Annotated in this window: 22 protein-coding genes; 13 read left to right on the top strand and 9 right to left on the bottom strand. The window is 52.0% G+C overall.

Annotated features, from left to right (window positions below; translation table 11 throughout):
• The first annotated feature begins 104 nt into the window (after positions 1-104).
• Both D1223_RS13795 and D1223_RS13790 read left to right on the top strand, forming a co-directional pair.
• Positions 105-551 carry a MobC domain-containing protein gene (locus D1223_RS13795; protein WP_119376988.1) on the top strand — a complete coding sequence of 149 codons (447 nt, stop codon included), beginning with the start codon at positions 105-107 and terminating at the stop codon, positions 549-551.
• A 35-nt stretch (positions 552-586) separates the two neighbouring features.
• The gene (locus D1223_RS13790; RefSeq protein ID WP_147372835.1) at positions 587-1,855 is read left to right on the top strand and encodes a relaxase/mobilization nuclease domain-containing protein; all 1,269 of its coding nucleotides are present in this window, start codon (positions 587-589) and stop codon (positions 1,853-1,855) included.
• A gap of 23 nt (positions 1,856-1,878) precedes the next feature.
• On the opposite strand, the gene D1223_RS13785 is transcribed toward D1223_RS13790, so the two are convergent.
• Together D1223_RS13785 and D1223_RS13780 are read right to left on the bottom strand one after the other, a co-directional pair.
• Positions 1,879-2,322: a hypothetical protein gene (locus tag D1223_RS13785; protein WP_119376986.1), complete on the bottom strand. Its 444-nt coding sequence runs from the start codon at positions 2,320-2,322 to the stop codon at positions 1,879-1,881.
• A 3-nt stretch (positions 2,323-2,325) separates the two neighbouring features.
• Positions 2,326-2,844 (bottom strand): antirestriction protein ArdA, encoded by a 519-nt coding sequence (locus D1223_RS13780; RefSeq protein ID WP_119376985.1) that lies wholly within the window; start codon positions 2,842-2,844, stop codon positions 2,326-2,328.
• Positions 2,845-3,190: 346 nt separating this feature from the next.
• Here D1223_RS13780 and D1223_RS13775 point away from each other — a divergent pair, with 346 nt between their 5' ends.
• The 3 genes from D1223_RS13775 to D1223_RS13765 all read left to right on the top strand — a co-directional run bounded on the left by D1223_RS13775 (position 3,191) and on the right by D1223_RS13765 (position 7,779).
• Positions 3,191-4,333 carry a ComEC/Rec2 family competence protein gene (locus D1223_RS13775; RefSeq protein WP_119376984.1) on the top strand — a complete coding sequence of 381 codons (1,143 nt, stop codon included), beginning with the start codon at positions 3,191-3,193 and terminating at the stop codon, positions 4,331-4,333.
• A gap of 108 nt (positions 4,334-4,441) precedes the next feature.
• Positions 4,442-6,607, top strand: coding sequence for a ThiF family adenylyltransferase (locus D1223_RS13770; protein WP_158588490.1), 2,166 nt, complete (start codon positions 4,442-4,444; stop codon positions 6,605-6,607).
• Entirely contained in the window at positions 6,604-7,779 is a 1,176-nt protein-coding gene (locus tag D1223_RS13765) for a patatin-like phospholipase family protein (protein ID WP_233353167.1), read from the top strand. Before D1223_RS13770 ends, D1223_RS13765 begins: the two co-directional genes overlap by 4 nt.
• Before the next feature lie 3 nt (positions 7,780-7,782).
• On the opposite strand, the gene D1223_RS13760 is transcribed toward D1223_RS13765, so the two are convergent.
• The 4 genes from D1223_RS13760 to D1223_RS13745 all read right to left on the bottom strand — a co-directional run bounded on the left by D1223_RS13760 (position 7,783) and on the right by D1223_RS13745 (position 16,018).
• Positions 7,783-9,882, bottom strand: a complete 2,100-nt coding sequence (locus tag D1223_RS13760; protein WP_119376982.1) for a GmrSD restriction endonuclease domain-containing protein — start codon at positions 9,880-9,882, stop codon at positions 7,783-7,785.
• Positions 9,883-9,988: 106 nt separating this feature from the next.
• Positions 9,989-11,194, bottom strand: a complete 1,206-nt coding sequence (locus D1223_RS13755) for a GIY-YIG nuclease family protein (protein ID WP_119376981.1) — start codon at positions 11,192-11,194, stop codon at positions 9,989-9,991.
• Positions 11,187-13,244, bottom strand: coding sequence for a DEAD/DEAH box helicase (locus D1223_RS13750; RefSeq protein ID WP_119376980.1), 2,058 nt, complete (start codon positions 13,242-13,244; stop codon positions 11,187-11,189). Before D1223_RS13750 ends, D1223_RS13755 begins: the two co-directional genes overlap by 8 nt.
• A complete protein-coding gene (locus D1223_RS13745) occupies positions 13,241-16,018 on the bottom strand; it encodes a class I SAM-dependent DNA methyltransferase (protein WP_119376979.1) in 2,778 nt (925 codons plus the stop codon). The genes D1223_RS13750 and D1223_RS13745 overlap by 4 nt, the downstream gene beginning before the upstream one ends.
• Before the next feature lie 678 nt (positions 16,019-16,696).
• On the opposite strand from D1223_RS13745, the gene D1223_RS18750 reads away from it, so the two are divergent.
• The 3 genes from D1223_RS18750 (at position 16,697) to D1223_RS13735 (ending at position 19,820) form a co-directional block, all read left to right on the top strand.
• Positions 16,697-17,557, top strand: a complete 861-nt coding sequence (locus D1223_RS18750; protein WP_147372833.1) for a hypothetical protein — start codon at positions 16,697-16,699, stop codon at positions 17,555-17,557.
• Positions 17,554-18,420, top strand: a complete 867-nt coding sequence (locus D1223_RS13740; RefSeq protein ID WP_119376978.1) for a DUF4238 domain-containing protein — start codon at positions 17,554-17,556, stop codon at positions 18,418-18,420. Before D1223_RS18750 ends, D1223_RS13740 begins: the two co-directional genes overlap by 4 nt.
• Positions 18,421-18,614: 194 nt before the next feature.
• Positions 18,615-19,820, top strand: coding sequence for a hypothetical protein (locus tag D1223_RS13735; RefSeq protein WP_147372832.1), 1,206 nt, complete (start codon positions 18,615-18,617; stop codon positions 19,818-19,820).
• Here the strand turns inward: D1223_RS13735 and D1223_RS13730 are convergent.
• Positions 19,817-20,176 (bottom strand): hypothetical protein, encoded by a 360-nt coding sequence (locus D1223_RS13730; RefSeq protein ID WP_119376976.1) that lies wholly within the window; start codon positions 20,174-20,176, stop codon positions 19,817-19,819. The genes D1223_RS13735 and D1223_RS13730 overlap by 4 nt on opposite strands.
• Positions 20,177-20,450: 274 nt before the next feature.
• Between D1223_RS13730 and D1223_RS13725 the strand changes: the two genes are divergently transcribed.
• The gene (locus D1223_RS13725; protein ID WP_158588489.1) at positions 20,451-20,912 is read left to right on the top strand and encodes a recombinase family protein; all 462 of its coding nucleotides are present in this window, start codon (positions 20,451-20,453) and stop codon (positions 20,910-20,912) included.
• A gap of 29 nt (positions 20,913-20,941) precedes the next feature.
• On the opposite strand, the gene D1223_RS13720 is transcribed toward D1223_RS13725, so the two are convergent.
• Positions 20,942-21,526: a hypothetical protein gene (locus D1223_RS13720; RefSeq protein WP_119376974.1), complete on the bottom strand. Its 585-nt coding sequence runs from the start codon at positions 21,524-21,526 to the stop codon at positions 20,942-20,944.
• Positions 21,527-21,619: 93 nt separating this feature from the next.
• Positions 21,620-21,982, bottom strand: coding sequence for a hypothetical protein (locus D1223_RS13715; RefSeq protein ID WP_119376973.1), 363 nt, complete (start codon positions 21,980-21,982; stop codon positions 21,620-21,622).
• 182 nt (positions 21,983-22,164) lie between these two features.
• Between D1223_RS13715 and D1223_RS18860 the strand changes: the two genes are divergently transcribed.
• The 4 genes from D1223_RS18860 (at position 22,165) to D1223_RS13695 (ending at position 24,894) form a co-directional block, all read left to right on the top strand.
• Positions 22,165-22,320, top strand: a complete 156-nt coding sequence (locus D1223_RS18860; protein WP_158588488.1) for a hypothetical protein — start codon at positions 22,165-22,167, stop codon at positions 22,318-22,320.
• Between the two features lie 69 nt (positions 22,321-22,389).
• Positions 22,390-23,661: an SEL1-like repeat protein gene (locus D1223_RS13705; RefSeq protein ID WP_119376971.1), complete on the top strand. Its 1,272-nt coding sequence runs from the start codon at positions 22,390-22,392 to the stop codon at positions 23,659-23,661.
• Positions 23,662-24,031: 370 nt separating this feature from the next.
• Positions 24,032-24,553 (top strand): hypothetical protein, encoded by a 522-nt coding sequence (locus tag D1223_RS13700; RefSeq protein ID WP_119376970.1) that lies wholly within the window; start codon positions 24,032-24,034, stop codon positions 24,551-24,553.
• Between the two features lie 50 nt (positions 24,554-24,603).
• Positions 24,604-24,894: a hypothetical protein gene (locus D1223_RS13695; RefSeq protein ID WP_147372828.1), complete on the top strand. Its 291-nt coding sequence runs from the start codon at positions 24,604-24,606 to the stop codon at positions 24,892-24,894.
• The last annotated feature ends 7 nt before the right edge of the window (positions 24,895-24,901 follow it).

The raw sequence follows: 24,901 nt of genomic DNA, 5'->3' as shown, positions 1-24,901 counted from the left end.
ATGGTGCCGCTGGACGGAGTGGACTTAAACACTCTGTTCGACGAACTCGCCGCAATCGAAGACCAGCTAAGGCCTTACAAGTATGAGCTTGAGGAGCTGGGACTATGAGCAGACCCGGCGGATCCAAGACCTACGAGGCGTTTTCCGAAGCGGCAGGACATGGCGATATCACCATCCGCCCTCCACGCTCGGCGCGATCCAAACGGCAAGCCCCGTTTTCCTTGCGACTCACTGAAGTTGAGCGTGCTGAGCTGACTGAAAAGGCCGATGGCGAGCCGTTGGGCGCTTACATCAAGTCACGCCTCTTCGACGGGCCGCAATATCGCTCCCGTCGTCGGAAAGTGGATCGCGAAGCGCTAGGCAGAGTGCTGGGCGTATTGGGGCAATCTCGCATTTCTCAAAACCTCAACCAGATCGCCAAAGCAGCCAATATCGGGGCGTTACCTCTCACGCCCGATCTCGCGGATGAGCTTCATGACACTTGCGCCGAGCTGAAGGCTCTGCGGCAGGACATCATGGCCGCGCTTGGCTATGGGGGCCGCGCGCCATGATTCTGCATGGCAATGCCAGAGGCGGAGGGCGCGAGTTGGCGATCCACCTCATGCGCACGGATGAGAATGAGCACGTCCAGGTGCATGACGTTGAAGGCTTCATGGCTGATGATGTGCGAGGGGCATTTCAGGAGATCGAAGCGCTCGCCAAGGGTACGCGCTGTCAGAAGCCTCTATTCTCGCTGAGCCTGTCACCCCCCAAAGACGCCAATGCCTGCGCTAATGACTTTGAGAAGGCGATTGCCAAAGCTGAAGATGCTTTGGGACTCTCCGGCCAACCCCGCGTGATTGTCATTCATGAGAAGGGCGAGCATCGGGATCGGCATTGCCATGTCGTCTGGTCGCGCATTGATGCCGAGACGATGCGGGCGATCCCTATGCCATTCAATCGATTGAAGATGCGCGATGTGAGCCGAGAGCTGTTCATCGAGCATGGATGGGATGTGCCGCGCGGCCTTATCAATGCGCAGGAACGCAACCCGCTCAACTATACGCTTGAGCAATACCAGCAGGCGAAACGCACAGGCCGGCACGCCGATGAGATCAAAGCCGATCTGCAGGCGGCCTGGGCTATGAGCGACACGCGCGCCACCTTTGAGCACGCTTTGCAGGATAAAGGATTCAGGCTCGCGCGCGGAGATCGGCGCGGCTTCGTCGTGGTAGATCATCAGAGTGAGGTTATGAGCCTGCCGCGCTGGATTGGCGTTAAGACCAAGGCCGTGCGGAAGCGATTGGGAACAGAAAAAGACCTCCCCGATATTGAGACCGTCCGAGCGCAATACGCCCGCGACATGGCGGAGAAGTTGGCGGGGTACGGGCAGGAGCTGAAAACCCGCAACGCAGTGCGGTTGGCGGAGCGCTCAGTGCAGAAACAGGCTCTTATTGACCATCAGAGAGTCGAACGCGCCGAGGCGCTCCGACAGATCGAGGAACGCCGCATTGAGGAGGTTCGGGCGAGACAATCCAAGTTCCCCAATGGCCTGCTCAAACGGGCATGGTCATGGCTGAACGGAGAGAATGCTCGGATCAAACGTGAGAACGAAGCAGAAGCTCTGGAATCGCAGAGGCGTGATCAGGCCGAGAAAGAAGCTCTGATCCAACGCCAGCGGGAACAACGGATATTCTTCCAAAGGCGAATGGCACAACAACGTGATAGGCTGAGCCAACAATATCAGGCTGTGGCGCAGGAGCGCGAGGCGTTTGAAGCGCGGGCAAATATGACGCCCGATGAGAAAAAGCGGGCTTTCCTTGAACGTCGTCAGGCTAAGCCAGACCGTAAGCGCGGGCCTGAGCCGGAGCTGTAACGAGTTTGCTGTGCTTTGAGCTCTCAGAAGTCGAACAAGTCTTTCTGTTTTGAGAGGAGCTCATCAAGCAGGATCAGATGGCCGAAATTATTGACGATGTGATTGTGCTTAAGGCTGAGGGCTGTGTAGACATCATCGCAAGAGATTGGCGATTCACCATCGCGAATTATCGTGACCGTCTGGCGAAGCTGACGGGTGCAAGCGCGATAGCGGCGGATGTCGCGGCGCAGATCGCTTCTAAATTTGTCACGCTCGGAGCGCAGAGATTGCGAACGTTTTGGCTCTGCTAGTTTTTCCAACGCCATGAGGCGTTCTTGCGCATATCCCCGATATCCGGATCGATGCGTGGCATTGAGTATTTCTTTCGGAGTGAGCGGCTTACCGCCAAGCAGATAGTACCAAGGATGCCCTGGCTTGTAGCCTGTTTTCTGAAGGGTGAGATGTGGGTTGGAGGTCTTGCCTGTCATCGCTTATGCCCTCCAGAAGATATGGACGGCCTCAAAGCCTGTTTCGATGGTCAGAATATCGTTGATCTCCCAATCCCGCGCCATCGCCTCCCAATCGATGTAGTATTGTAGATTGTCGGGGATGGTGTTGCCTTGCTCTGTCATGTCTTGGGCGAAGTCAGCCGATGAGCGGTATTCTCCCGCATAGCGGTCGTTCAAAGCGGCTTCGGCATCTTTCAGACTGCCGAAATACTCGATCAGCTTTCCGCCTAGCGCGCCATGCTCAGCGATGAACGCCGCCAGTTCCGAAACACGTTCAAAGCCCTCCCACTCGCTGATGGATGCGCCTTCAAAGCCCTCATAGTCGTGAATGGCCCATTCTTCCGCGTCCGCTTCAGGGGACGCCTTGAGCATTTTCGAAACTTCATTCCAGATCGCCCAAGCGTCTTGATTGGCATCGATCCAACGTCCGTGAAGAATGCCGTTATTGTAAGCCGCTAAGCAGGCGACATAGATTCTGATTTCACTGTCCTGATCTTTCATTTCACTGATCTCCCGTAGGGTATGGGTTGCACATGCAACCCTGCCTCGTGGCGAACAGCGGGTGTCCAAGCGGAGTGAAAAATCGACGGCGGGCGCAGGCGCTTTAGCGCCGAGCCTCGGGAGACCGTCTATTTTTTGCGAAGTGCGGTGAGGGCAGCGCCCTAAGTCTTGGGCGAGGGATCGAAGCCGAATGGCCAAGACCGCCCTGGCGGGCTTGGTTCACGAGAGCCCGGTCGGTTTTGCCGGTGCGCTATTGCTTCATAGCAACCAAAGATTTAAGTTCTTCTTATGTTCTCCGCGAATCGATGGTACACTTAAAACAATCTAAAAATAGAAGAGACGCGAAATGTTTGAGAATCCTGGATTTATATTCTGGCCCGTCGGCACAGGCGACAGCACAACGATAGTGGTCGATGAGGAAACTATTTTCCAGTTAGATATCAGGCACCTGGGCAAGTCAGAAGATGATGAAGACGATCACGCAGCGATCGTGGATAAGCTGGAAGAGAGCCTCCCTCAAAAAGACGGCAACCCATATTTGGCGGCGTTCGCGCTCACGCACCCAGACAAAGACCATGTGCAGGGATTTGCTGAACTGCTAGATCGTGTCGAAATTGGCGAGCTTTGGTTCACCCCAAGAGTGTTCCGAGAACACGAAGATGACTTTTGCGATGACGCCGTCGCGTTTCGGGAAGAGGCACATCGGCGGGTTACCGAAACGATCAAAGCCGGTGGTGACCCTGGCGCGGGGAACAGAGTTCGATTGATCGGATACGACGAACTTCTGGCAGAAGAGCATTACACGGGCTTCCCAGAGCAATTCTTCACTACGCCCGGAAATCTTGTAACGATGCTGGATGGTGAGGATCGGGCGGGAAAATTTCAAGCCTTCATCCATGGTCCTTTTAAGGACGATAGCGTTGGGGACCGCAATGATACGAGTCTGGCGATGCAGGTTGTACTGGGGGACGATGCTTCCATCGGCGGCGTGCTCCTGTTTGGCGATCTAAAGTATCCCACAATTCGCAAAATATTCGACGTTACCAAGGAGCACGGCAACGATCAGTATCTGTCGTGGCAGGTTCTCTTGGCTCCGCATCATTGCAGCAAGTCAGTGATGTATCAGGATGAAGATGGAAAGACGGTTCTGAAGCAAGACATCCTGGACGACTTTACGGACACGCAGGTAGACAATGGGTATATCGTTTCTAGCAGCGAGAAAGTACCATCGAGCGACAGCGATGGAGCGAACCCTCCTCATGCAAAAGCCAAAGCGCGTTATGAAGAAATCGCCAAGGGCGGATTTATTTGTACGCAGGAAGACGGCGAAGCCGGTGAGCCGCTCATCTTCTCAGCCGGAGAAGACGGCGACATAGCATATGCGCTTGATGCAAATTCAGATGGGGAGAATTCGCTCGCCGCTGCTGTAAAGGCGGCGAGAGGGAGTGATGATCCCCCATCGCAGAAAGTTGGTTTCGGCGAGTTCTAAGTGAATCCAAATCAGGCGCTGGCCCTTACACAGCTCGAAGATATAGCAGCAGCTCCTAATAGCCCACTTGGCATAACCGAAGTCTATCCGTGTGGGGATGGAGAGAGCTTGCGCGCGGATATTACTTTGGAAACACTCTTGTTTCCAAAAAAGCAAGGCGGGATCGAATTCCGAAAGCGCGAGCCGCTAAGAATACGTATCCCACCTTCATTTCCTTTTCAGGCACCCAGCCTCGATTTCCGGCATAACGACCATTCCGGCCGTGCCCATGTAAATTGGGGAAACCACCTCTGCCTTTACCAGACATCAGAAACGGAATGGGTGCCATCTGATGGCATGTATGGATTTTTCTCCAGAGTGGATTGGTGGTTTAAGGCTGCCGCGCTGGGTGAATTGGACCCAGAAGATGCCCCACTTCACCCCCCGGCGAATTTTCCGACGGAGAGTGTGTGGTTCATTCCCTACGTTGATACACCTGAAGTCCGTGTTGGCGCGGGAAATTGGATTGGTTGGGCTGGCCTCAAAAAACATTCAGAACAGAAATATGATATCGCCGAATGGTCCACAGATAAGGAAGTATCTGACGGACACGAGGCAATCCCCGCAATACTGCTCGATCAGCCTCTGGCTTTTGAATACCCAGATAAAGTGAGCAAGCTCTTCGATCTTCTAGAGACCAGAGGTATTGAGCGCGGCAAACTCGACGACCTCTTTATAACCGAGGCCTTTCACACCGAGTCGGGCAATCCATTTGATATTGTAATTGGCTCACCAATGCGCCGAAAATCTGCGGGTTCACCCGTGACCCAACACCTAGCGGTGTGGAGAATTCCGGCGGACACGATGGACCTGCTGCGATCCGCGTTCGCAGAATCTGAAGCGCGTTCCGAACATATCAAATCATTCGTCAATTGGTCATTGAGTGCCTCTACTGCCTGGTGCCGCGTACTCGAAAACAGGCCCGAGATTGTCATACGGCGTGACGAGGAAACGCCGTCGAGTTGGCTTTTAGGCAAGACCATTCTTCTTCTAGGAGCAGGTGCACTGGGTAGCCCAATTGGCGAAGACATCGTTCGTGCGGGTGCTGAGCGCTTGCATGTCGTAGACAACAGTACCGTTAAACCGGGAATTCTGGTTAGGCAGAGATACGCCAAGCGTGATATTGCGCGCTCAAAGGCAGATTGTTTGGCTAAGCGACTGAATGACCTTTCTCTAGGGTGTGAGGTCATCCCTCACTTTCACGATGTAAGGCACGAGCTTCAAACGTACGTTGATTTGGGTTCGATAGATTTGATTATTGATGCGACGGCATCACAATTCGTTTCCCATCACTTGGAATCTATGTCAGCAAGTGGCGATCTGTCCGCTCCGCTGGCATCTGTGAGCGTCAGTGCTAGAGCTGAACATGGCATGTCGATTGTGCGCATGCCGGAGTTCCGAGGCGGGCCAATTGAGATCGCCAGGCGCTCAAAGCTGGCCGTGTTCTCTCAGAATCAGGTTGGCGAAAGCGCAGCCGCTTTTTGGCCGGAGCGAGCGGAGGAAACGGTATTTCAGCCTGAGCCGGGGTGCTCCGAGCCCACGTTCGTAGGCTCAGCTTCTGCGGTTGGCTTTCATGCATCCGGTCTGCTGACGTTGGCACTGCGTAGAGTGTCTGAATTGGAATCTGCTGAAGCAAGTTGCGATTTTCTGCCCGGCCCAGGATTGCACGAGGCGGACGAGTGCAAAGGCACGCTTTCGTTTGTGTTCAAACCTAGCGCTGAATATCCGGAAGACATTCACGGCTACACCGTTCGGCTTGATGCAGCCGCACAGGCCTCCATTGATGCGGAAATTGCTCGTTCAAGACGTGAGGTTGGTGACCGCGTCGAAACTGGCGGCCTATTGTTTGGGGAAATTGATGACAGCCATCAAATTATCCGCCTGGATCGGGCGACGATGCCTCCATCTGATAGTGAAGCCAGCGCGGCACAGTTTCTTTGTGGCACGAACGGCACCAATGAACTGGCCCAGTCAATTGACCTGATGACAAAAGGTTCCAGCCGGTTTGTGGGCATCTGGCACACGCATCCGGTCTCGCAGCCTAAACCCAGCACCGATGACCTCCAGGCAATGGTTCAATTGCTTATGGAGCAGGACGCCACCCCTCGACATGTTGTTATGATGATCGTCGGATTTGCCGCGACTTCACCCACACCCAAATTTTATCTCTATCGCAGGCGGGATATCGAGGCGTTCGTATTGGCTTATCTAAAAGCGCGGGGTCTGGCTCGATGATTGGCGTGGACACCAAGATAGGACTAGCGTTGTCAGGAGGCGGCTCTCGCGCAATCGCGTTCCATCTGGGTTGCATGAGGGCATTGCAGGATCGAGGCATTCTTGAACGGGTCGAAGTCCTGTCATCAGTGTCCGGCGGCAGTGTTATTGCTGCCTTGTATGCATACTCGGACGATGATTTCGAAACCTTCGACAAGAATGTGTGCAATCTGCTCCGCAAAGGGTTTGTGTGGGGGATCGTACGACAGGCGCTGCTCTCGCCAGAAACAATCAAGATTGGCGCTACGCTACTGACTGCTGGTGTCGCGTCACTTTTTGGTTCTATCGTTGGCGTTCTAGGTTCTGTTTCCAGCGCTGTCGGCCTACGGAACAAGTGGATTACTAAATTCGTCGACAAAATAAAAGCGCCACTCAGACGACGAGCAAGCCGTACGACTGCATTCGAACGGCATTTGAGAACGAAGATTTTTGGCAAACAGACAATGTCTGATGTGAAACGTCAAAACCTTCGGACCATGATCAACGCAGCAGAGCTTCGCACGGGAACGGCATTTCGCTATGGCTCAGAAGCATCGGGCTGCTGGCGCTACGGAAAACTTACATATTCGCCACATGTCTCAGAGGCGGTCGCAGCCTCAGCTGCATTTCCTGCCTTGTTGCCAGCATTAGATAAGCAACAGGAATTCGATAAGTCTGGAATACGCAGCAAAAGCCGGGTGATCATTACAGACGGTGGGGTCTACGATAATTTGGGCGTGACGCCCCTTCTGCCAGGTCGATCTGATTCCTTCAGCACGAACGTAGTAGATGTGAATTTCATCATCTGTTGTGACGCTGGTCAGGGCATGCCTTCGGGCAGTGATTTACCGTTTTTCTGGCGCTCAAGAATGCTCTCTACGATCAGTACCATCCATCGGCGCACCCACGTACTGAGTTACAACCTTCTCCATGAACTGGAATCTTCAGGAAAAATCGCGGGTTTCATATTGCCGTATCTTGGTCAGATTGACGGGAAATTGCCCTATCGGCCTGGAGACTTTGTGGCACGCGACAAGACCTTTGATTACCCAACCGATTTTAATCCCATGTCGGATGATGATATAGAGTTACTGACCAAACGCGGCGAACAACTAACGCGCATTTTACTGGAACACTATCACCCAAATCTATAGCTGCTAGGCAGCTTCGTCGTTGCCGAGCTGCCGCTCCAATGACTGCCGAATGAGACCCATTACGTAGGGAAGTTCTTCAACACGACCGAGTTTAACTTCGACTTCCCCATTACCCCAACGGCCAATCCCCGAAACGTCCTTACAAACGCCCTTGGGGTCACTGATATCAGCAAAAGGCATGTTCAAGGATAACCTAAGCTGTTTGGCTTGAGGAACGGCATCAACGAAATTTGTTTCAGCTTTGTAGGCGACGTACCGCTTTAGAAACTCCTCTGTCACGCATGGATCAAGCGCTAAAACCTCCTTGCGGAAAGCTCCAAAAAGCTTGGCTAATGCCGGTGTGGAGAGGTGGGGATGATCCTCAATAGAATAGCTTTCCTTTGTCGGAGTTTTTGGTTTGTATTCGGCAAGAATTTCCGCCGGCAAGGACGGCGATGGCCATACTTCAAGGGCGGTTTTGGCGAGCTTTTTAGCGCGCGCCTTGATGGCATCTTCGTCCCACGTATCGAGCAGACCGAGGCCCGCATTTACGCGCAGCGGGCTTTCCTTAAATCCTCCCTCCATGTCGCGCTTTTGACCGAACGGCTTGTCACTGTATTCAGAATTATACCCTGTCAGCGTGAGGTTGCCGAGCGTGTGTAGCCAAGTTTCGTGAACGCGTTCCCATTCTTGGCCTAGGGCGTTGCGCCAAGCGGAAGGAAGCTCATCGTTTTGTGGCATGATATGCTCGATGGTGTACTCATCGACTGAGACACGTTCTTTTCGCCCAAAATTTTCAAACCGCCGAAGCCAATAACTCCGGCTACGGAAATTATACAAATCTCGCGTTTGGATATCTCGCTCAAACTCTTCGTCCTTGGGAAATCTGCGATAGCTGGGAAGGCCAAGAAAGTGCGCTTTTATGCTCTCAAGATAGCGATCCTTCTTGAGAGCCTTGGTGAATGTTGAGAAGGTCTTGTTCATTGAATTGGTGGGGATTGCGCAAATAGCGCGGCGGAATACATACGCCTCGATCATGCGAACAGTGGAAGCAAGGTCTGCTTTGCCAAGAATGTCGCTTGCGTAATCGTGATAAAGCTCAAGCAAGAACGGGTATGCAACATCGACCTTCAACTCTCGAAGATCATGGAACGCGAGCTTGAGTTCGGGATCAACTTCGGCCCCAAGTGCCATTGCGCAGTAATACCGTGCATAGTCTCTGAGCTCCTTGACCAGCGGCTCAACAGCCTGATCGCTAGCTCCAATCGCGCGCGCATGACCTTTAAAGGCCTCGTACACTTCATCGAGTTTTGGAATGTCGCCCGTTTTGACCGTGAGGTAGTGGCGCATGAAGGCATCAAAATGCGTATTGTAGGCTTCTTGCCCGAACGCAATTTCCATAGGTCGCCAGAACTGCTCGTATAACCGGGTCTGTAGCGTGGGCTCCAAGCCCATCAATACAAAGTTTCGGATCAAATCAGCCTGGCTGAGCTCGCGCCCAGTAGAGTTCATGCTTTCGAATATGAGCTGGGGATTATCTTGGTCTCGATTGAGGGCGATATCTACAACGACCAGTTTGGCAAGCCCGTTGCAAACAGCAGTGAGGTCGCCCTTACAAGACGCGATTAGGTCTTTGAATAATTCGAAATTCTGTTGAACGCGAATAGAGTGCGCCGACGGCATTTCACTTTGAGCGACGATTGAAGTGAGAGTTGCTTTGTCGGTTTGGGAGAGTAGCAGTTTATAATGACGCTCACCCGTCTCCTCGGGATTCAGCAAGTAATAGTTACGCACTTTCCTTGTCGAGAAACCGTCCACGGGCTCTTCATCCCCGAGAGCCTCAGCAAGCGCTGCCAACAGTAACGTTACGGTCGTAAGGCGCTGTTGCCCATCAATGACGAGCAGCGGCGCTTGATGCGACACTTGGGACAACCCCTCTTCGATATAAACAATGGAGCCAACAAAATGCACCGAAACCGCATCGTTTGTACCCGTACGAACGATGTCGTCCCAAAGCTGCCTGCATTCCTTTTCAGTCCACGAATAAGTGCGCTGGTAGATTGGAATCACGAACTGCGGTGATTTCTTCAAAAATGCGAGTAATTTGGCTTCGGTAGCTTTCATGCTGGTCGTTTCCCCTCGTTTTTATTGCATTCGAGTCCCTTCATTTTACGCTGCGCCTTATGCTCCGGAGGCCAGCGTTTCGAAGATAAACGGATTTCCGCTTCATTCAGCTCGCCTCCTTTAGAGAGGCGCTTTCAGGATCATAGACGTATTCACCGATGGTGCCGTCTTTGAACTTCTCGATGACCTCATCGATCACAAACAATGGAACCAGGAACCACTCGCGGGGAACTACCGGACTGCCAAAGCGGTCGGTAATGTCTATTTCCATTCGAGCATGCGCAAACACCCGATGAAACAATCGCTCGAACTTGGTGCGGTTGATGTTGAACAGCTTGTAAGTCGCAACCACCTCGACATCAGCAAGCAGGAAGGTCGGGTCTTTTGACGCGTTGGCGATGCGCTTTTCAACGCTACCGCCCGTAACACCGATTTTGTGGAGCAGGTCGCGGTTTTCGTTCACTGTAGGATGATCAGACTTGCTCCGCAGGACATAGACCGTGCCGCTTGCCAGGTCATCGTCTTCCGCCTCTCCAGAAAAAAGCGGCCCTGCCTTTGGCTCCGATACGCTTCGGCTGGTTTGATCTTTATAAAGTGCACGCTGAAGCGATCTCAGAAGGAGATTGCTTTCCGTGCCGTTGGAGTAAATGACACGCAGCCTGGCGTCGAACTCTCCGTTCGGCGCTTTGATTGGCTCACCAACATCCGCGACATAGGCCACTTGGCCTCCCAGGATGAAGAACTGCCCCTTTGTAATGTCGGTCTTAAGGAAGCCAGCATCCTTGCGGATTTGGCGTGTGATCCGAACACCTTGGTCCAACTCAGCCTGGACTGTTTCGAACAATGGCTTGAAACTTTCGAAGTCTTCACACTTCTCGCGATTTGCGATTTCTTCGGCCGCTTTCTTTTCGGCGACGGAGCGAACATGGCGTAGTTCCGTGATCGAGGCTGTTTCATCCTCAATTCCAAGTTCACGAAGCAACTCATCATCGTCGAGCTCATCGACATTTGGAGTATCACTGGCAACTGCGGCTGCCAGTAAGCCTTGATGATCCAAAGGCTTTACGAGCGTGCGGCATTCTTCAAGCTTGCGAATACGGTCCAAGCGGACAGCATACAGGCGTTCAAAGATATCTCGCTCTTCGCCATGCTGCGGGGGGCGGTCATGCTCTTCAACAAAGCGCTGGATTTCTTCAAATCCTGCTATGATGCGCTCCTCGCGCGGCGTACGCGTGACGGCTTTTTTAGCTTCAACCTCAACCCCAAGTTGGGTTAAGAGTGCATCATCTTCTTCTGTGAACTCTTTAGCCATTAGCAGCCTCCGCTTTCATGCGGGCGAGGAAGGCGACGCCTTCGGCCATTTTCTTTTCCCAGGCATCCTGCGAGGTAATCGACGGCAAACGTCCACGTTCCTGCTTGAACTTCAGGGCACGTTTAGCGAGGTCTCGCGCTTCTTCAGCGGTGAGTTTTACCTGCTTACCAGACATGATCGCTTTGACCTGCTTAAGTCGGTCTTCGTTCATGGTTTTGGAGAGGATGGCGTAAGCCTCAGAGAACGGATTGATCCGGTCGATCAGGTCGATATCCAACTCGCGCACGTCGGTAACATATTTGCGGACGCCTTCGACAAACGCTGTGTTCGCCTTGATCTCACTGTCGCCGCTTTCATTCGCGGCTTTCTTGGCCTCTTGAGTGAGGTTCAGCGCTGCGATAGCGCGTTGGCGAACCGCCTCTTGATCGTCTTCATCCAGCTCGGGGTAGCGATCCTTGATGATCTTACCCATCCGTACCTGGGTCAGCTCTTCGGGCACAAGCTCTTCATCGAACAAGCCGCGCTCGATAGAGGTTTTATCCTGCACGAATGCTGTGATGACCTCGTTCAGGTCTTCACGGCAAATTCGTTCAGCCTCTTGTGTCTTCGGCTCTTTCAGCCCCTTGATTTCGATCTGGAACTGGCCGCTGTCCTCGTTGAAACCGACATTGCATTTATTTGGATCGTAGCCGTCTTCGCCATAGTCGAAATCGGCTTGCGGCCCGGTATTCGGGTTCTTAGGTGTGAAGTTGAAGCGCGGCGCGAGAACTTGCTCCATGAGCAAGCTTGCGGCGATGGCTTTCAGCGTATCGTTCACCGCTTCAGTCACGGCTTCCTCGGAAGCGTCAGGCTCGGCAATCAGATTGGTGAAGCGGGCTCGTGTCTTACCTTCCGCATCGCGGGTGGCGCGTCCAATGATCTGCACAATCTCGGTGAGGCTCGAACGGTAGCCAACGGTCAGAGCGTGCTCACACCAAATCCAGTCAAAGCCTTCCTTGGCCATGCCCAGGGCGATGATGATATCGACATGATCGCGGTTATTCTTTTGAGCGGGGTTTTTGAGGGCGGCTGAAACCTTGTCCCGCTTGGACGGGTCGTCATCGACCAGATCGGCGATTTTGAGGATACGACCATCTGGGCGTTTCACGAGCTGAAACCCAGTGGTCGGGTCTGTGCCTTGCCAGTCACCAAGCTCCTCGATGATGTGCTCCACCTCGCGGATTTTGTCTTTTGTACTCTCGCGGGAATTCACACTCGGAATGTGAATGATCGTTTTCTGATCGGGATCGAGCACTTTGAGAATGTCATCGGCGTAAGCACCTGAATAGAAGAAGTAGCCGATATCGAGCGATTTCAGCCATCTGTAGCCATTGAGCTGCTCGTAATAGGTGTACGTGACCGGCTCGAATTTCACTTCGTCTTCCGGCATCAGAACCGGGTCGGCATCGCCACGGAAATAGGAACCCGTCATCGCGACGATATGAACCTTGTCGCGCGCGATGAGAGCGGCAAGATGCTGGCCAAGCTTGTTATCGGGATTGGCTGAGACGTGGTGGAACTCATCAACTGCAATCAGGCAGCCATCAAACGCTTCAATCCCGAACTTATCGACGGCAAAGCGGAAAGTCGCATGGGTGCACACCAGAATCTGGTCGTCACTTTCGAGGAAGGCATTAACGGAATTGACCTTCCCGCCGTCTTCCCCAGGCGCGTTACAGAGATTCCACTTCGGAACGACTGTCCAGTCAGCCCAGAAACCGAACTTCGAAAGCGGCTCGTCGTTGAAGCTTGAACCGATGGATTTCTCGGGCACGACGATGATCGCTTGCTTCACACCCTGATTGTGCAGTTTGTCGAGCGCGACAAACATCAAGGCGCGGCTCTTCCCCGAAGCAGGGGGGGACTTGATCAGCAGGTATTGCTCGCCCCGCTTTTCATAGACCTGTTCCTGCATTGGGCGCATGCCCAGCTCATTCGATTTCGTCGAATTGCCATTGGCGGCATATTGAACCGATACGGACGGGACGGATTTGATAGTTTCTTGTGTCATTGCGCCCCAGCCTTTCTCGTTTCGGGTGCTCCCTGTTTGGTTGTCATTTTGGTGTAAAGCTCGAACAACTTTTCGAGCCGTTCGGTGTCGTTCCTGAAGCGCCTGCCGATATAGATGCGCTCTAGCACCTCGTCATTGCGCTCATGCGCAGCACGCAGGTCATCAGGCATTTTCTCAGGATCGTAGAGGTCGGCGATCGTAGCGGGCCAGTGTGCTTCTCTCGCTAGTAGAATGTCCTTGGCGCAATGCGTTAGGTCTTCTTTGTTCTTCTCGGTCAATTTCGGAATTGGAAAAGTATTCCAGCCTAAAGTATTGGCGTATGACAGCCGCATCTCTAATCGTGCAGAAATTGCTCCCATCCAAATCCAGTGCAAGCGAGAACAGACTATTGCGAGATTCCATAGTGGGGCGTCGCAAATGGTAAAATTCCTGTCGCCAACGATAGTGTTCGAATCAAAATAGTCAGCCGTTAGATAGTCACGATTCTCAGAGGTGACACGCGGAAGGACAATACAGGATGTATTGCAAATGCCTTGTATTTGCCGAAACTTGTAGGGAAAGGCAGCATAGTCGCGTGTCGATGATGCGGTGCTTTCAAGGCGAGCGTTTCTGACTTTTTCAATACGATCCGCAATTTCGGGTATGCATATTGCCGAAGCATACTCGTCATCTTCAATCCAAATGCAGTACCGTGACAGCCCGTTGATAAGTTCCTGTGCCCCAATGAATTTCTTTATATATTTCGATGATTCAGGCCACGTTCTTTCTAATTCTGCCTTCTCGCTCTCTGAAAGAAGCAGATTTCCCCCATCAGTCGCCATGTTTCCACGGATCATATATCCCCGGTCGTCCGTTGGTTTGGATATAGCCGAAACAATAACGTCAGCGCCCGCGATCAGATAAGCGTTGATGTTGCTGACTTTTCGTACTTCAACCTCACTATCAGTATCCTGTTGGAATAGTCGCTTTGTATCTGACTTTCTGGGAGAAACACCGACAATAACGACTGTGACGCCAGCATTGTTACTCGCGAGGTTCGCCCACTTAAAAGACGTGTGAGCAAAGTTGATGCACATGCCGCGGTGGTAAATAAGAGGCCAAAGAATCGGGACTTGCTCACCTTGGCAAATGGAGTTGGTGCTAACAAACGCGAAGCTACCTATCGTTTTTTCTAGATAGTCTGACGCAAGCTTGAACCAGCAAGCTACCAAATCCAACGAACGCCACGTGCGAGTATGCGCTTCAAACACGTGCGCAACGTCTCTTTTCTGATCGGCGGTTTGTTTTGAACTACCAGCATATGGTGGGTTTCCGCAGATATATGTTTCGCCACCCTCATTCTCAAAGTCGATTTCGGCTTGATCTAACGGCGTCTCGAACAAATCGTCGGAAGCGATTTTCACGCCTGTTCCCGTAGGCGGGCAGATGCTCAGCCAATCCAGACGAAGAGCGTTACCGCACGTGATCCAGTTCATCGCATTGAGCGGCAAGAACTCCTTCAATGCTTCCTGTTGCCCACGATGGAGAACATCACATTGGAACTCAGCGATGATGAGAGCGAGCCGAGCAATCTCTGCGGAAAAATCTCTCAGCTCAATTCCACGAAAGTTTGTGAGTGGTATGTCCGTTCGGCGATCCTTTTCTCCGCGCCGTTTGTTGATTTCGGCCTCGATCGCCCGCATTTCCTTGTAGGCGATAACGAGGAAATTGCCTGAGCCACAGGCTGGATCGAAGACGCGAATTTTCGCCATTCGGTTTCGCAGATTCAGAAGCTTACGAGAGTTGTCGCCCGCTTCTTCGAGCTTCTCGCGGAGGTCATCCAAGAAGAGTGGATTCAGCACCTTCAGAATGTTGGGCACGCTCGTGTAATGCATGCCGAGAGCCCCACGCTCTTCATCATCCGCTACTGCCTGGATCATTGAGCCGAATATGTCAGGGTTGATCATCTTCCAATCGAGATTGCCGATATGGAAGAGATAGCGCTGCGCGATCCGACTAAAGCGCGGCACGTCGGTCGAGCCAGAAAAGAGGCCGCCATTCACATACGGGAATTTGTCAGCCCAACGAGGAATCTTAGCGTCGGCGCGTTCCTCAAACTTCGTGTTCATCGAACGAAAAAGTTCGCCAATAACCTCATGCGTGTTTGAGGAATCGCGCTCGCTCATTTGCTCAATAGTGCCGGTGAACAGGTTCTCACCATCGAAGATGTCTGTGTCTTCAGCGAAAAAGCAGAAGATCAGCCGCGCCATGAAGTGGTTCATGTCATGTCGGCGTTCTTCCGTCCCCCATTCGGGGTTATCTTTCAGAAGCTCAACATACAGCCGGTTCAGGCGGCCGGTCGCCTTGATGTCGAAGGCGTTCTCACGGATTTGTTTGACGGTCGAGATGCCGGCCAATGAGAGAAAGAAGCCAAAATGGTCAGGGAAGTCCTTGTATGCGCAGGCGACGGTCTCGCCACCAATCAGGTCTTCCGCCTCGAACTCATTGCCATCGGTCGCGAGCACATATTTGGCTTTGGCTTTTGTTGTGGCCGGGCTCTCCTTTAATGCGCGGAGGGATTCTGTGACGGTGCCAGGCTCGCAGACTTTGATGTGGATGTTGTTGGTTTGAAGAACGCCGCCCTGATCGGACTTATTAGATGCGCCAGAGCGTAGCTTCTTGATGGTGGTGGCCTTGTTGCCAAACGCCTCAAGAAACGCAAATGGGAACTCCTCAGCATCGAAACGCTGATCAGCTAGCAAAGATATCGCTTCTTCAATTTCAACGGCGTTCAATTTATTTGGTCCTGGCGTTAATTGTATGGAAAGCGACGAAATTATTCAGTTCGACGCACCAAATCGCGATTTTGTTTTTCGGTAAATGTTTAGCCGAAACAAAGATGTTGATTCGTATTTCCCTATGCTTGAAACCATAAACAGGCTGGTACGAAATGTGAACAGCAATATGTCTTTAGGGTTGAATTCATGCGCAATATTTCCTCTTGGGGGTGGTCGCGCTGAAAGCGTCTCCATGAAATGGTCAGGGGTCTTGGGGGCAGGAACGCCCGCCAAGTCGATGGGGTGCAGGGGAGAGCGAAGTCTCCCTTGCGAGTGATTGAACGTCGATACGTTCTGTTGGCTTTCGCGATGGTGTCAGCCAGGAATGGAGTTGGAGAGGAATTGGAGCGGCACGCGCAATTGGATCGCAAAGGGAATGGATGGACGATGCCTGAGCGAAAGCCAGGGCCGGAGGGATGCAACGGGAGCGCGCAGCGGCCTCCCTTGCCAAGGTTGCTGGTATTACCAGCATACACCTTGCGCATCACGCAAATGCCAGCCCCATGCTTTGTACTACCCAATTGATCCGATCAGCATGACCTGCGCGCTGAACCGATCACGCAACAACTTCGACGCAACATTTATTGTCTGGCTTTCGATCTATCGAATTCAGTATACTGAATTATGCTAGCTGAATTGAAAGCTGAACTTGAACGTACACGTCTGACTTTACGCAAACTCGGCCTTCATATTGCTGAAACTGACCGATCTGCCGTTGAGCCTGAAACGCTCAGTCTTCTGCTTTCTGAATGCCCACTTCATGCGCTTCACGATCAAGCCAGCAATTTGTTGCCGATCATCCGACGCGTTGAAACAGCACCCGAACGTCTCGATTCTGGCCGAACGCGATACCGATCCGGCAAGCGGCTCGCAGTCACTCCAGCTATGCGCGCCCTTCTGAAAACCAAGCTACAAAACCAGCAGCTTCCGCTGTCTGCAATCGGTCGCTCACATTTTCCTGAGTTTCCTCAAGGTCGCCTCAACACATTGATCTCCCGGCTCATCTATGGTCAGCAGAAGACGCTCAAAGAAGATGAATGGCTTCGGATAAAAACCGTGCTGGATAGCGTTAGCGAAAACGAATTTCCGACAAAGCCCACCCCAAAGCCGGCGATTCCTCACATACCGAAGAAACAAGACACAGCGACAACTCTGTCCGAAAGACGCTATCAGGACTTACGGCCTGATCTAGATTCAGAAACTATCCCCTCGCCGAAATCGAGGCCCGCGTTGGCAAATTACAAATTGTCAGATCGTATGATCAATATGGGATATATCATTATCGATGATGAGCTTTATGATCGCCTTCACGCTCACAGGCGCCGCTCTGGTGTTTCTATCCGGCGACTTCTAAAAAGCTCAGCAGACGCGCCGAATGATCTTCCCGTTACAACTGTTCAAGCTTGGTTCAATGGATCAACGCTTTCGGCGGAGCGGCGGCTGGTGAATTGGGTTCTTGATGCGTATGGCAACTTACCGGATCGTGGCACGCGATGAACGTACCCAAGCGCCACCATTTTGTCCCTCAATGGCTCATGAAGCACTGGTCCAATGGAGGTAGCTCAGTCTTCGGCGTTGATCGCCGAGATCGCGAACAACTGCGAGCATTCAAGTCCGATACGAAGAACGTCAATGTTCAGCGGCACCTATATAGCTATGAGCGATCTGATGGTACTAAAGATGCGCGCCTGGAAACCGAACTCTACGCAAAAATGGACGGGGCTGCGGCAGACCTTACTGCGCAAATAATATCAATCCTCGATGATGGAAAACTGCCTGATCTTGATGAGCCGACGAGAACGCTACTCTGGCAGTTTTATATCTACAATGCGAAGAAGCGATTGCCTGGCACGTGGGATGAATACCTTAATCGCATAGATCATGACGCAATACGCCAAAGCACTATCGAGGCCGCTATTACCGCAGGGCATGATCCTGATGAAGTTCGCAGAGAGGTCGCATCGGTCCAGTTTGATGAGAAGCTGCAGACGCTGAGTGTTCAGAAAGCCCGTGCAGCTCAGTCAGAAGAAGTACTCGAAGCGCTGGGCAAAATAGGTGTCCAGTTCCTTGTCGCTCCCGATGGCGCATCGTTCATCCTACCCGATGATGCTTTTGATGAAATCGTCCCGAAGGCTGAAGAGTCGATAGCGCTTTTCGTTCCTATTCATCCGAAATATGCGATCTCTCCATACGGAGAGAAAGGAGAATGCGTTAGAGCGCATATCGATAAGAAAACTGTCCGAGCTATCAATGAGCGATGGTACCGGCGCAGCACCACCGTAATTTCGACTTCGACTCAACTCCTCAAAAGCCTCGCGAAAAGACAGGATAGTCAGACTATCTCATTCGATGACGCGTAGACCTGAAAATAGATCAAATTTTAGACAAATTTGACTCAAATTTTATTCGTAAGTCCTTAAAATTGTTAATAAAACTAACGTTTCCTTTAACGTAATCCCTTATCATTGATGAGCATTCGGAATTTCTGCGACTTTCGCAGGCTTCGATGGCAACGCCCGGAAAGAGGCGAGTTAACAGGGATAGTGGGGAGCGCATGACAACGCACACAAACGAGAAGATTCGGGAGTTCAGAGCCGATGCCTTAAGGGTTTCGGCGCAACTGCCTGCTGTGGGCTCGGCCTTCGATCCAAAAGGGGTTTCCGCGTCAGTTTCGGATGCTGGCTCCGGAAATTCAGCGCCTCCGAAACTAGGAGAGCTTTTCAATGTATCGGGCTCACAAGGGTTTCAGAACGAACGTGAGATGGGCCTCAAAAGCGCATCGATTAATGGTGCGTCAGGGAGCGGAGCAACCGCATCATCACGGATAGCAGAACAGCAAGAGCGCGAGACGGCCCGCCGCAAGGCATCTAACGATACAATCATGTTCCTACAGATGCTTGAAGACCTGGCTGAGCAGATCAAAGCGCTTGAGGATCAGATCGACCGGTATGACGAGCAGATCGGTGCGACGGATAGCTTGATTGAAATCCTGGCAAGCGGCGGCGAGATCGATCCGAACGACCCCGAGCATCAAAGATTGCTGAGACTGGCCGGCATTCCTGAAGAGGACTGGGGTACGGTCACGCTCGATGATCTACGCAAGCACCGAGAAGAACTCCAAGAGCAGCGCGACAAAGCCAAGGATCAACTCGATAAGAAGGTTGCTGAAGGCGCGGCTTATGAGCAGGCGGAAAGTAACTGGCAACAAGGCCAGCCTGTCTCAGCATCGACGCTTACGACACCGAAAGCTGTCGAGGAATACGCGAACCGCAACCCGGATGTGGACCTTGAAGATCTCTCTAGGCGTGATCTTCTCGAAATCAGAAAAATCAACTTGGTGTCAGAGTACATCGCGCGGTCAGAGCATACAGAGAGGGATGTTGAATGGTTCAAAGCGGCCTATGCCGAGTTGAGCCTGACCTCCGACCAGGGCGTTCTTTTCGAAAATGCGGTTGATATGCTTGTTAGCGAGCTTGCGGACAATTCTCGTGAGATGCTTCTCAAGGAGGATAGTCTCGATCCCGTACTTGTTAAGTATCTTGTCGAAGACAAGATTGCGCAGCTAGAAGCAAAGTTTGACCTCAGCTCACCTGATCATCTGATGCTTGCAGAGTTTGCTGTTGGGGACCTTAGCGAGCAGGCGCAGAAAGCCATACTCCAGAGCTCATCTGCCAGTGCAGAGCTCAAAGCTATTGCAGAACAAAATGTCGAAATGGGCAGTGATGTAGCGACAGATCGGATTGATAACCAGCCTATCTAGTCGAGACAGTTGTCAATCGTCCACTGACCGGCAAAAACAACATCATCCGTACTGATACCTTCGCCATTTGTTCGGGCGATAATCATATCAGTGTCGCTGAGCTCTCTAGTCGTGACGGGGCATCCGGCTTCTTCAACGCTTTCAACAACGCTTTGGAGCGTAAATCCATTTACTCCCGAACCATAGATAAACTGTACAGGTTTGCCTCTAGCGGCGTCTGAAAAGCTCACTTGCTGAGGGGAGCTTTCAAGCTGTGCGACTTGCACACGCTCCTGCGGCGTATCTTCTGCTGCGCCGGCAAATGGAAGCGCCACGGCGGACAATCCCAATATTCCTGCTTTCATCGTGTTCTTCATCACACTTCACCTTGTGTCGTGTCGGCGGAGTGCATTGAATCTATTCAGCAAATTCCAAGAAAAAGGACCCTTTTTCTTGCAACGCAACTCAACTTTGTGTTACGTTCCGTATTGAATACTAGGTCGTTGTTATTGCATCGACTTTTAACAAGTGCGGGCCGTTGCGAATCGAAACCGCGCAAATTCTTGAAAAAGGGTCGTTTTATCGGGTGTGTCGCCAGCGGTGCTTTGGTGGCCGTTGGTGTCGTTTCTCATGACAGGAAGGACATTCCCAATGACACAGACTTTTGGCTATTACCGCGTCAGCACTGCTGAACAGAACCCTCAATTACAAATCGATGCTCTTAAGGCTGCTGGATGCACCGAAATCCTGGGTGATGTCGGCTATTCCGGCGCGAAGACCTCGCGCCCTGCCTTCGATGAGATCATGAGCCGGATCGGCGAAGGCGATAAGCTTATTGTCTGGCGGCTGGATCGCATGGGCCGTTCCTTGAGGCATCTGGTTGAGGTCAATGAGACACTGGCCCAGCGCGGGGCGCGGTTTGAGTCCCTGACCGAAAAGCTCGATACCTCAACCGCGATGGGGGAATTCGTGTTTCATATCCTGGCGGCGGTAGCCCAGCTGGAGCGGCAGATTATTCGTGAACGGACTTTAGCAGGATTGGAAGTGGCCGCACGTCAAGGCCGCTTCCCAGGACGGCCACGCAAAGACAACGGCTGGCAGATGGCGGCATAATTTTCTGAGAATGCACCTAGGACGCGGCGCTATCTGTTAGCTTTGCGCTGAACGTTACCATCACGCTCATTCTGCTCTTGAATAGCTTTCGCGATGGGCAATCCTTCGACAACCTCATCTGCGATGCCAATAGCAATTCCGGCACTCAACAATGCGGGATCAATCCGCTCATCACGTCCATATTTCGCATTATTTATGCTGTAAAACAAACCGCCAGTGGCAATCAAAACCGAAGACCCTTTTGCCCTTGGATCTACAATCATAAAAACTTTCGCGTCACCGTTCAAATTGTGACGGCTATCATCAAGCGCTTGCTGATAAAGAGCTTCCATGTACTGCTTATATTCTTCGGCAGACTGAAAATGCTGGTTAGGCACATCATTTCCAACGCGTATAAAAATACCGACATTATTCCCCTCACGAGAAAATCTGACAGCCTCTCGTTTGAGGTTTCCCACTTCGGACGCAAGCTTCTGTGAAAGCTCACTATTTTTCCCTGCTTCTTGGGCGTTTGCGATGCTTAGCAAAGGCGGCGCTCCGCCGGTGCACACTAGCAAAGAAGCACTGGCCAACAACCTTTGCCAGCGTTTTAGAATTGTGAGCCAGTCTGTCATCGCGTCGTGCCTTGCTGTTTTGTTTCGCCATCGTGGCCTTGAGGGCCAATTAAAGTGTGATCGGTAGATTATCTGAGGGCGCGCCCAGGTTGTCTATTTGCAGTTTTCGAGAGCAAACATTCCAGCGAACACAACATCTTGGCTCCCGATGGTCTTTTCGGCGACTTTTACTATTATTCTATCGGTGTCGCTCAATTGCTTGGTTGTAACTGGGCATCCAGCTTCTTCGACGCTTTCAACAACTCTTTGTAGAGTGAAGCTATTGACCCCTGATCCATAAATGAATTGAACAGGCCTGCCGTCACCAACGGCGTTGGAGCTTTCTGCTTGCGCGGCCTGATCAATCTGATCCGCATTTACGGAATCCGCCAGAGCGTCTTGAGCAATGGCAATATCTGCGAGCAAGAACGCCATAACTGAGAGCCCCAGCAGGCGGAATTTGTAAAACTTCTGCATGATATCTACTGCTTAACATACCGCGATAGCCAGAAATAGTTGAAGTTCATCGAGGGTGACTTCCAGGCAGACCGGGTATTGATCATGCGGAGCAGATGAATGCGGATTCGAGAGAGTCCGTCGCGACCCGAATGAGGGGGCGCGTCAAAGAGGTTGTGCTGGCTGCCGCCGAGAGGTCTGACATGGATGCGGCGGAATTCCTGAGAAGAGGACTTTGGCTAATTATGCGGTTTCCTTCTTTGATCGAACTCACAAATGCCGATGAAGAAGATTACCAGAAAACTCTAGGTGGCAGTCGGTGGCATAAAGAAAACACCGACAAAAGTCCTGAAATGTGAGCCGATTTTCCTGAGTGGGTTAACGATTTGAGGGTATGCCTATAAGCTCAAAACGCTTTAAATACGAGTATGACTTTCAATAACTTATTCGACCTCAGATCTGAGCAAAATGCAGAAGTTACTGTACCAAAGCAGTTTCTATCTGATGAGATATTTGCGGATCACCTTCGAGAAGCGGCCAAGGCCGGGAGTAACCAAGCGCGAGTTTTGCTCTATAAGTCCCTGGTCGAGAATAGGCAGGCCGAAGCCTTGAATTATTTGAATGATGCTGTTCAGAGTGGGGACGCTGAAGCATTATTCCTCAAAGCCTTCCCAGAAAATCAGACCATACCAGAAATGCTGCGCCGAGACCAAAGCGAGGTCAAAGCGCTTATCCGTAGATCAGCTGAACTTGGATACAAAGAAGCTCAATTTTTGGTCGCGCGAGACTGCTTTTTGCAGGGTCTCGGCAAAGAGTTAAATGTACCTGATGAAGCATTTTTCTGGGCGGAGCGAGCCGCTCGCCAAGGTCACGCCGGCGCTGAGTATATGCTTGCTGAGCTTCATGCATATGACCACCATCAGTCCGCCAATGTCGTACGGTCTATGCGGTGGCTAGTTGATGCTGCGGAGCATGGAAATCTCCTCGCAATGGCAGATGCCGCTATCATCCAGCTGTTCATGTTACCAGGGTTTCAAGAACTAGCGACTTTGAATGACCCGATTCACTCACTTGAGCAAATAGCTAAAGTGGAGAGTGACTCAGACGGCATTACTTCTTTACGAAATACTTGCTTAATTGCGCTGGCCACGATCTATCGAGACGGGCTAGGTGTGCCTGTAAGTTCGCCTCTGTCCAGAAAGTGGTTTGAGAAAATAGACTTTGCCGCCGCGAACATACCTTTCCTCGCCGAATACGCGCTCGTGGATCAGCGTTTTGATCGCTTTGAGGGAGGTGCGCTTCCAGAAAAAGAACGGCGCGAGTTGAAGGCTAATTTATATAGAAACATCATTGACCTCTTTAAAGTTGCTCGTGCGCTGAGAATTCGTCATAATACTCCGTATACTGACAATCCTGACATTGCAGGGTCAGACGAGGGATTATTGGATGAAGAAAAGAAGGTAGATGGGCTAGCGCCGATTTTCGAAGGATCTCTTGACCGAGAGTTCGCTATCAAAGCGCTGCAACTTGCACAGAGCCAACTAGGACTTTCACAGAGAAAGTTTGCAGATCGTCTCGGCATTAGTGAAGGAAATTTGCGCCAAGTTTACAGAGGCGAAGCGACGATAGATAGGTCTTTGGAATTGTTAAATAAAATCGGATATCGGTTAGATGTTGAGCTAGTGCGTATCGACCCCTAATAAAAAATTTGGCTTGACTGCGTATAAAAACATACGCATTCTGGTCTTGCTGAGGTTCACGGCTCAGTGGGGTAGCGCATCCCCGTTACCTCGTCCTTATCGGAGAGATCAGATGTTCGGATCGAAGAAGAAAACCACGACGAAATCGTCAGGCTATAGCGCACCCAAGCGGCGTATTTGCAACCATTGCAATGGCAGGCGCTACCAGAGTGTTGCTACCAACGGTGGCGGCACGGCAGAGAGGCCTTGCCCGGTCTGTCACGCTACAGGCTACGCTTTGTAGCGTAAAAGCAGCGCGAGGAGAGCGGCAACTCCCCTCGCGCTATCCCTCAAAAATCGGCCAGTCAGCCTCAATAGAAGGAGCCGGATCATGGCATCTAATGATCCCTCACACAATCAACACACACATCCTAATTCAGGGAGCAGGCCTTTTATTGGCCTTCAAAGCCCGCCGCCGGATATCGAGTACGGTTTTGACCGTGTTCATGAGCGGTCCCGCCAGAAACAGAGCTTTTCGCTCGGACGAGAAATAGGCGAGCTGTTTCGCGACCCTGTTCGGCAAGCATTTTATGCGGCTATTTGGTACGGTCTCGGCGGTATCGTCGGTCAAGCGCGTATCAACGAAGCGGCAGGCATACCCGAGGCCACTTTCGGCTCAACGCTGTATATCCTGGTCGGCTTCGGTCTTCCGGCACTCCTGATGGTCTGGCGGCGCGGACTCGTCTCCGCCGGCATCGTGTGCGGGCTCACGCTCATCAACACGATCACGACCTTCAACGGGATGAATGCGGGACTGCCGGGATACACGATCTTTGCGGTTCTGACCCACGTGTTCTTCTTCAGCATTTTTGCTCGCGGCTTTGCGACGCTGTGGAGTGAGCGCAAGCGGTAAGCACGGCTCAAGCGGGCGGCTTGTGAGGCCGCCCGCTCAACCCCTAAAAATTGAAAGACACATCCATGTCTCGAAATCCTTCATACCCTCCGCGCAAGCGCGGTGATGGCGGCTGGCTCGCCCTGTCGCTTTCCGGCCTGATGATGGTGCTGTGCTATCCGCAGGTCTTTGGAATCTCCCGCTGGATCATGGAAAAATTCTTCGAGGATGTTTCTTCAGATGCAGGATATCTGGTTATTCCCATTTTTCTGCTCTGCATGATGGTCGGCTTCTTTGGTCTGACGGTTTTGTTCCAACTGATCCCGAAGCTCTTCCTGCTCGGCGTGTTCACACGGCGGTAGAGAGATG

Origin of the sequence: Henriciella mobilis (assembly GCF_003576285.1) — a bacterium.
Lineage (GTDB): Bacteria > Pseudomonadota > Alphaproteobacteria > Caulobacterales > Hyphomonadaceae > Henriciella > Henriciella mobilis.
Note: the sequence above shows the minus strand (reverse complement) of the source record. Positions and strands in the feature narration are given on the sequence as shown.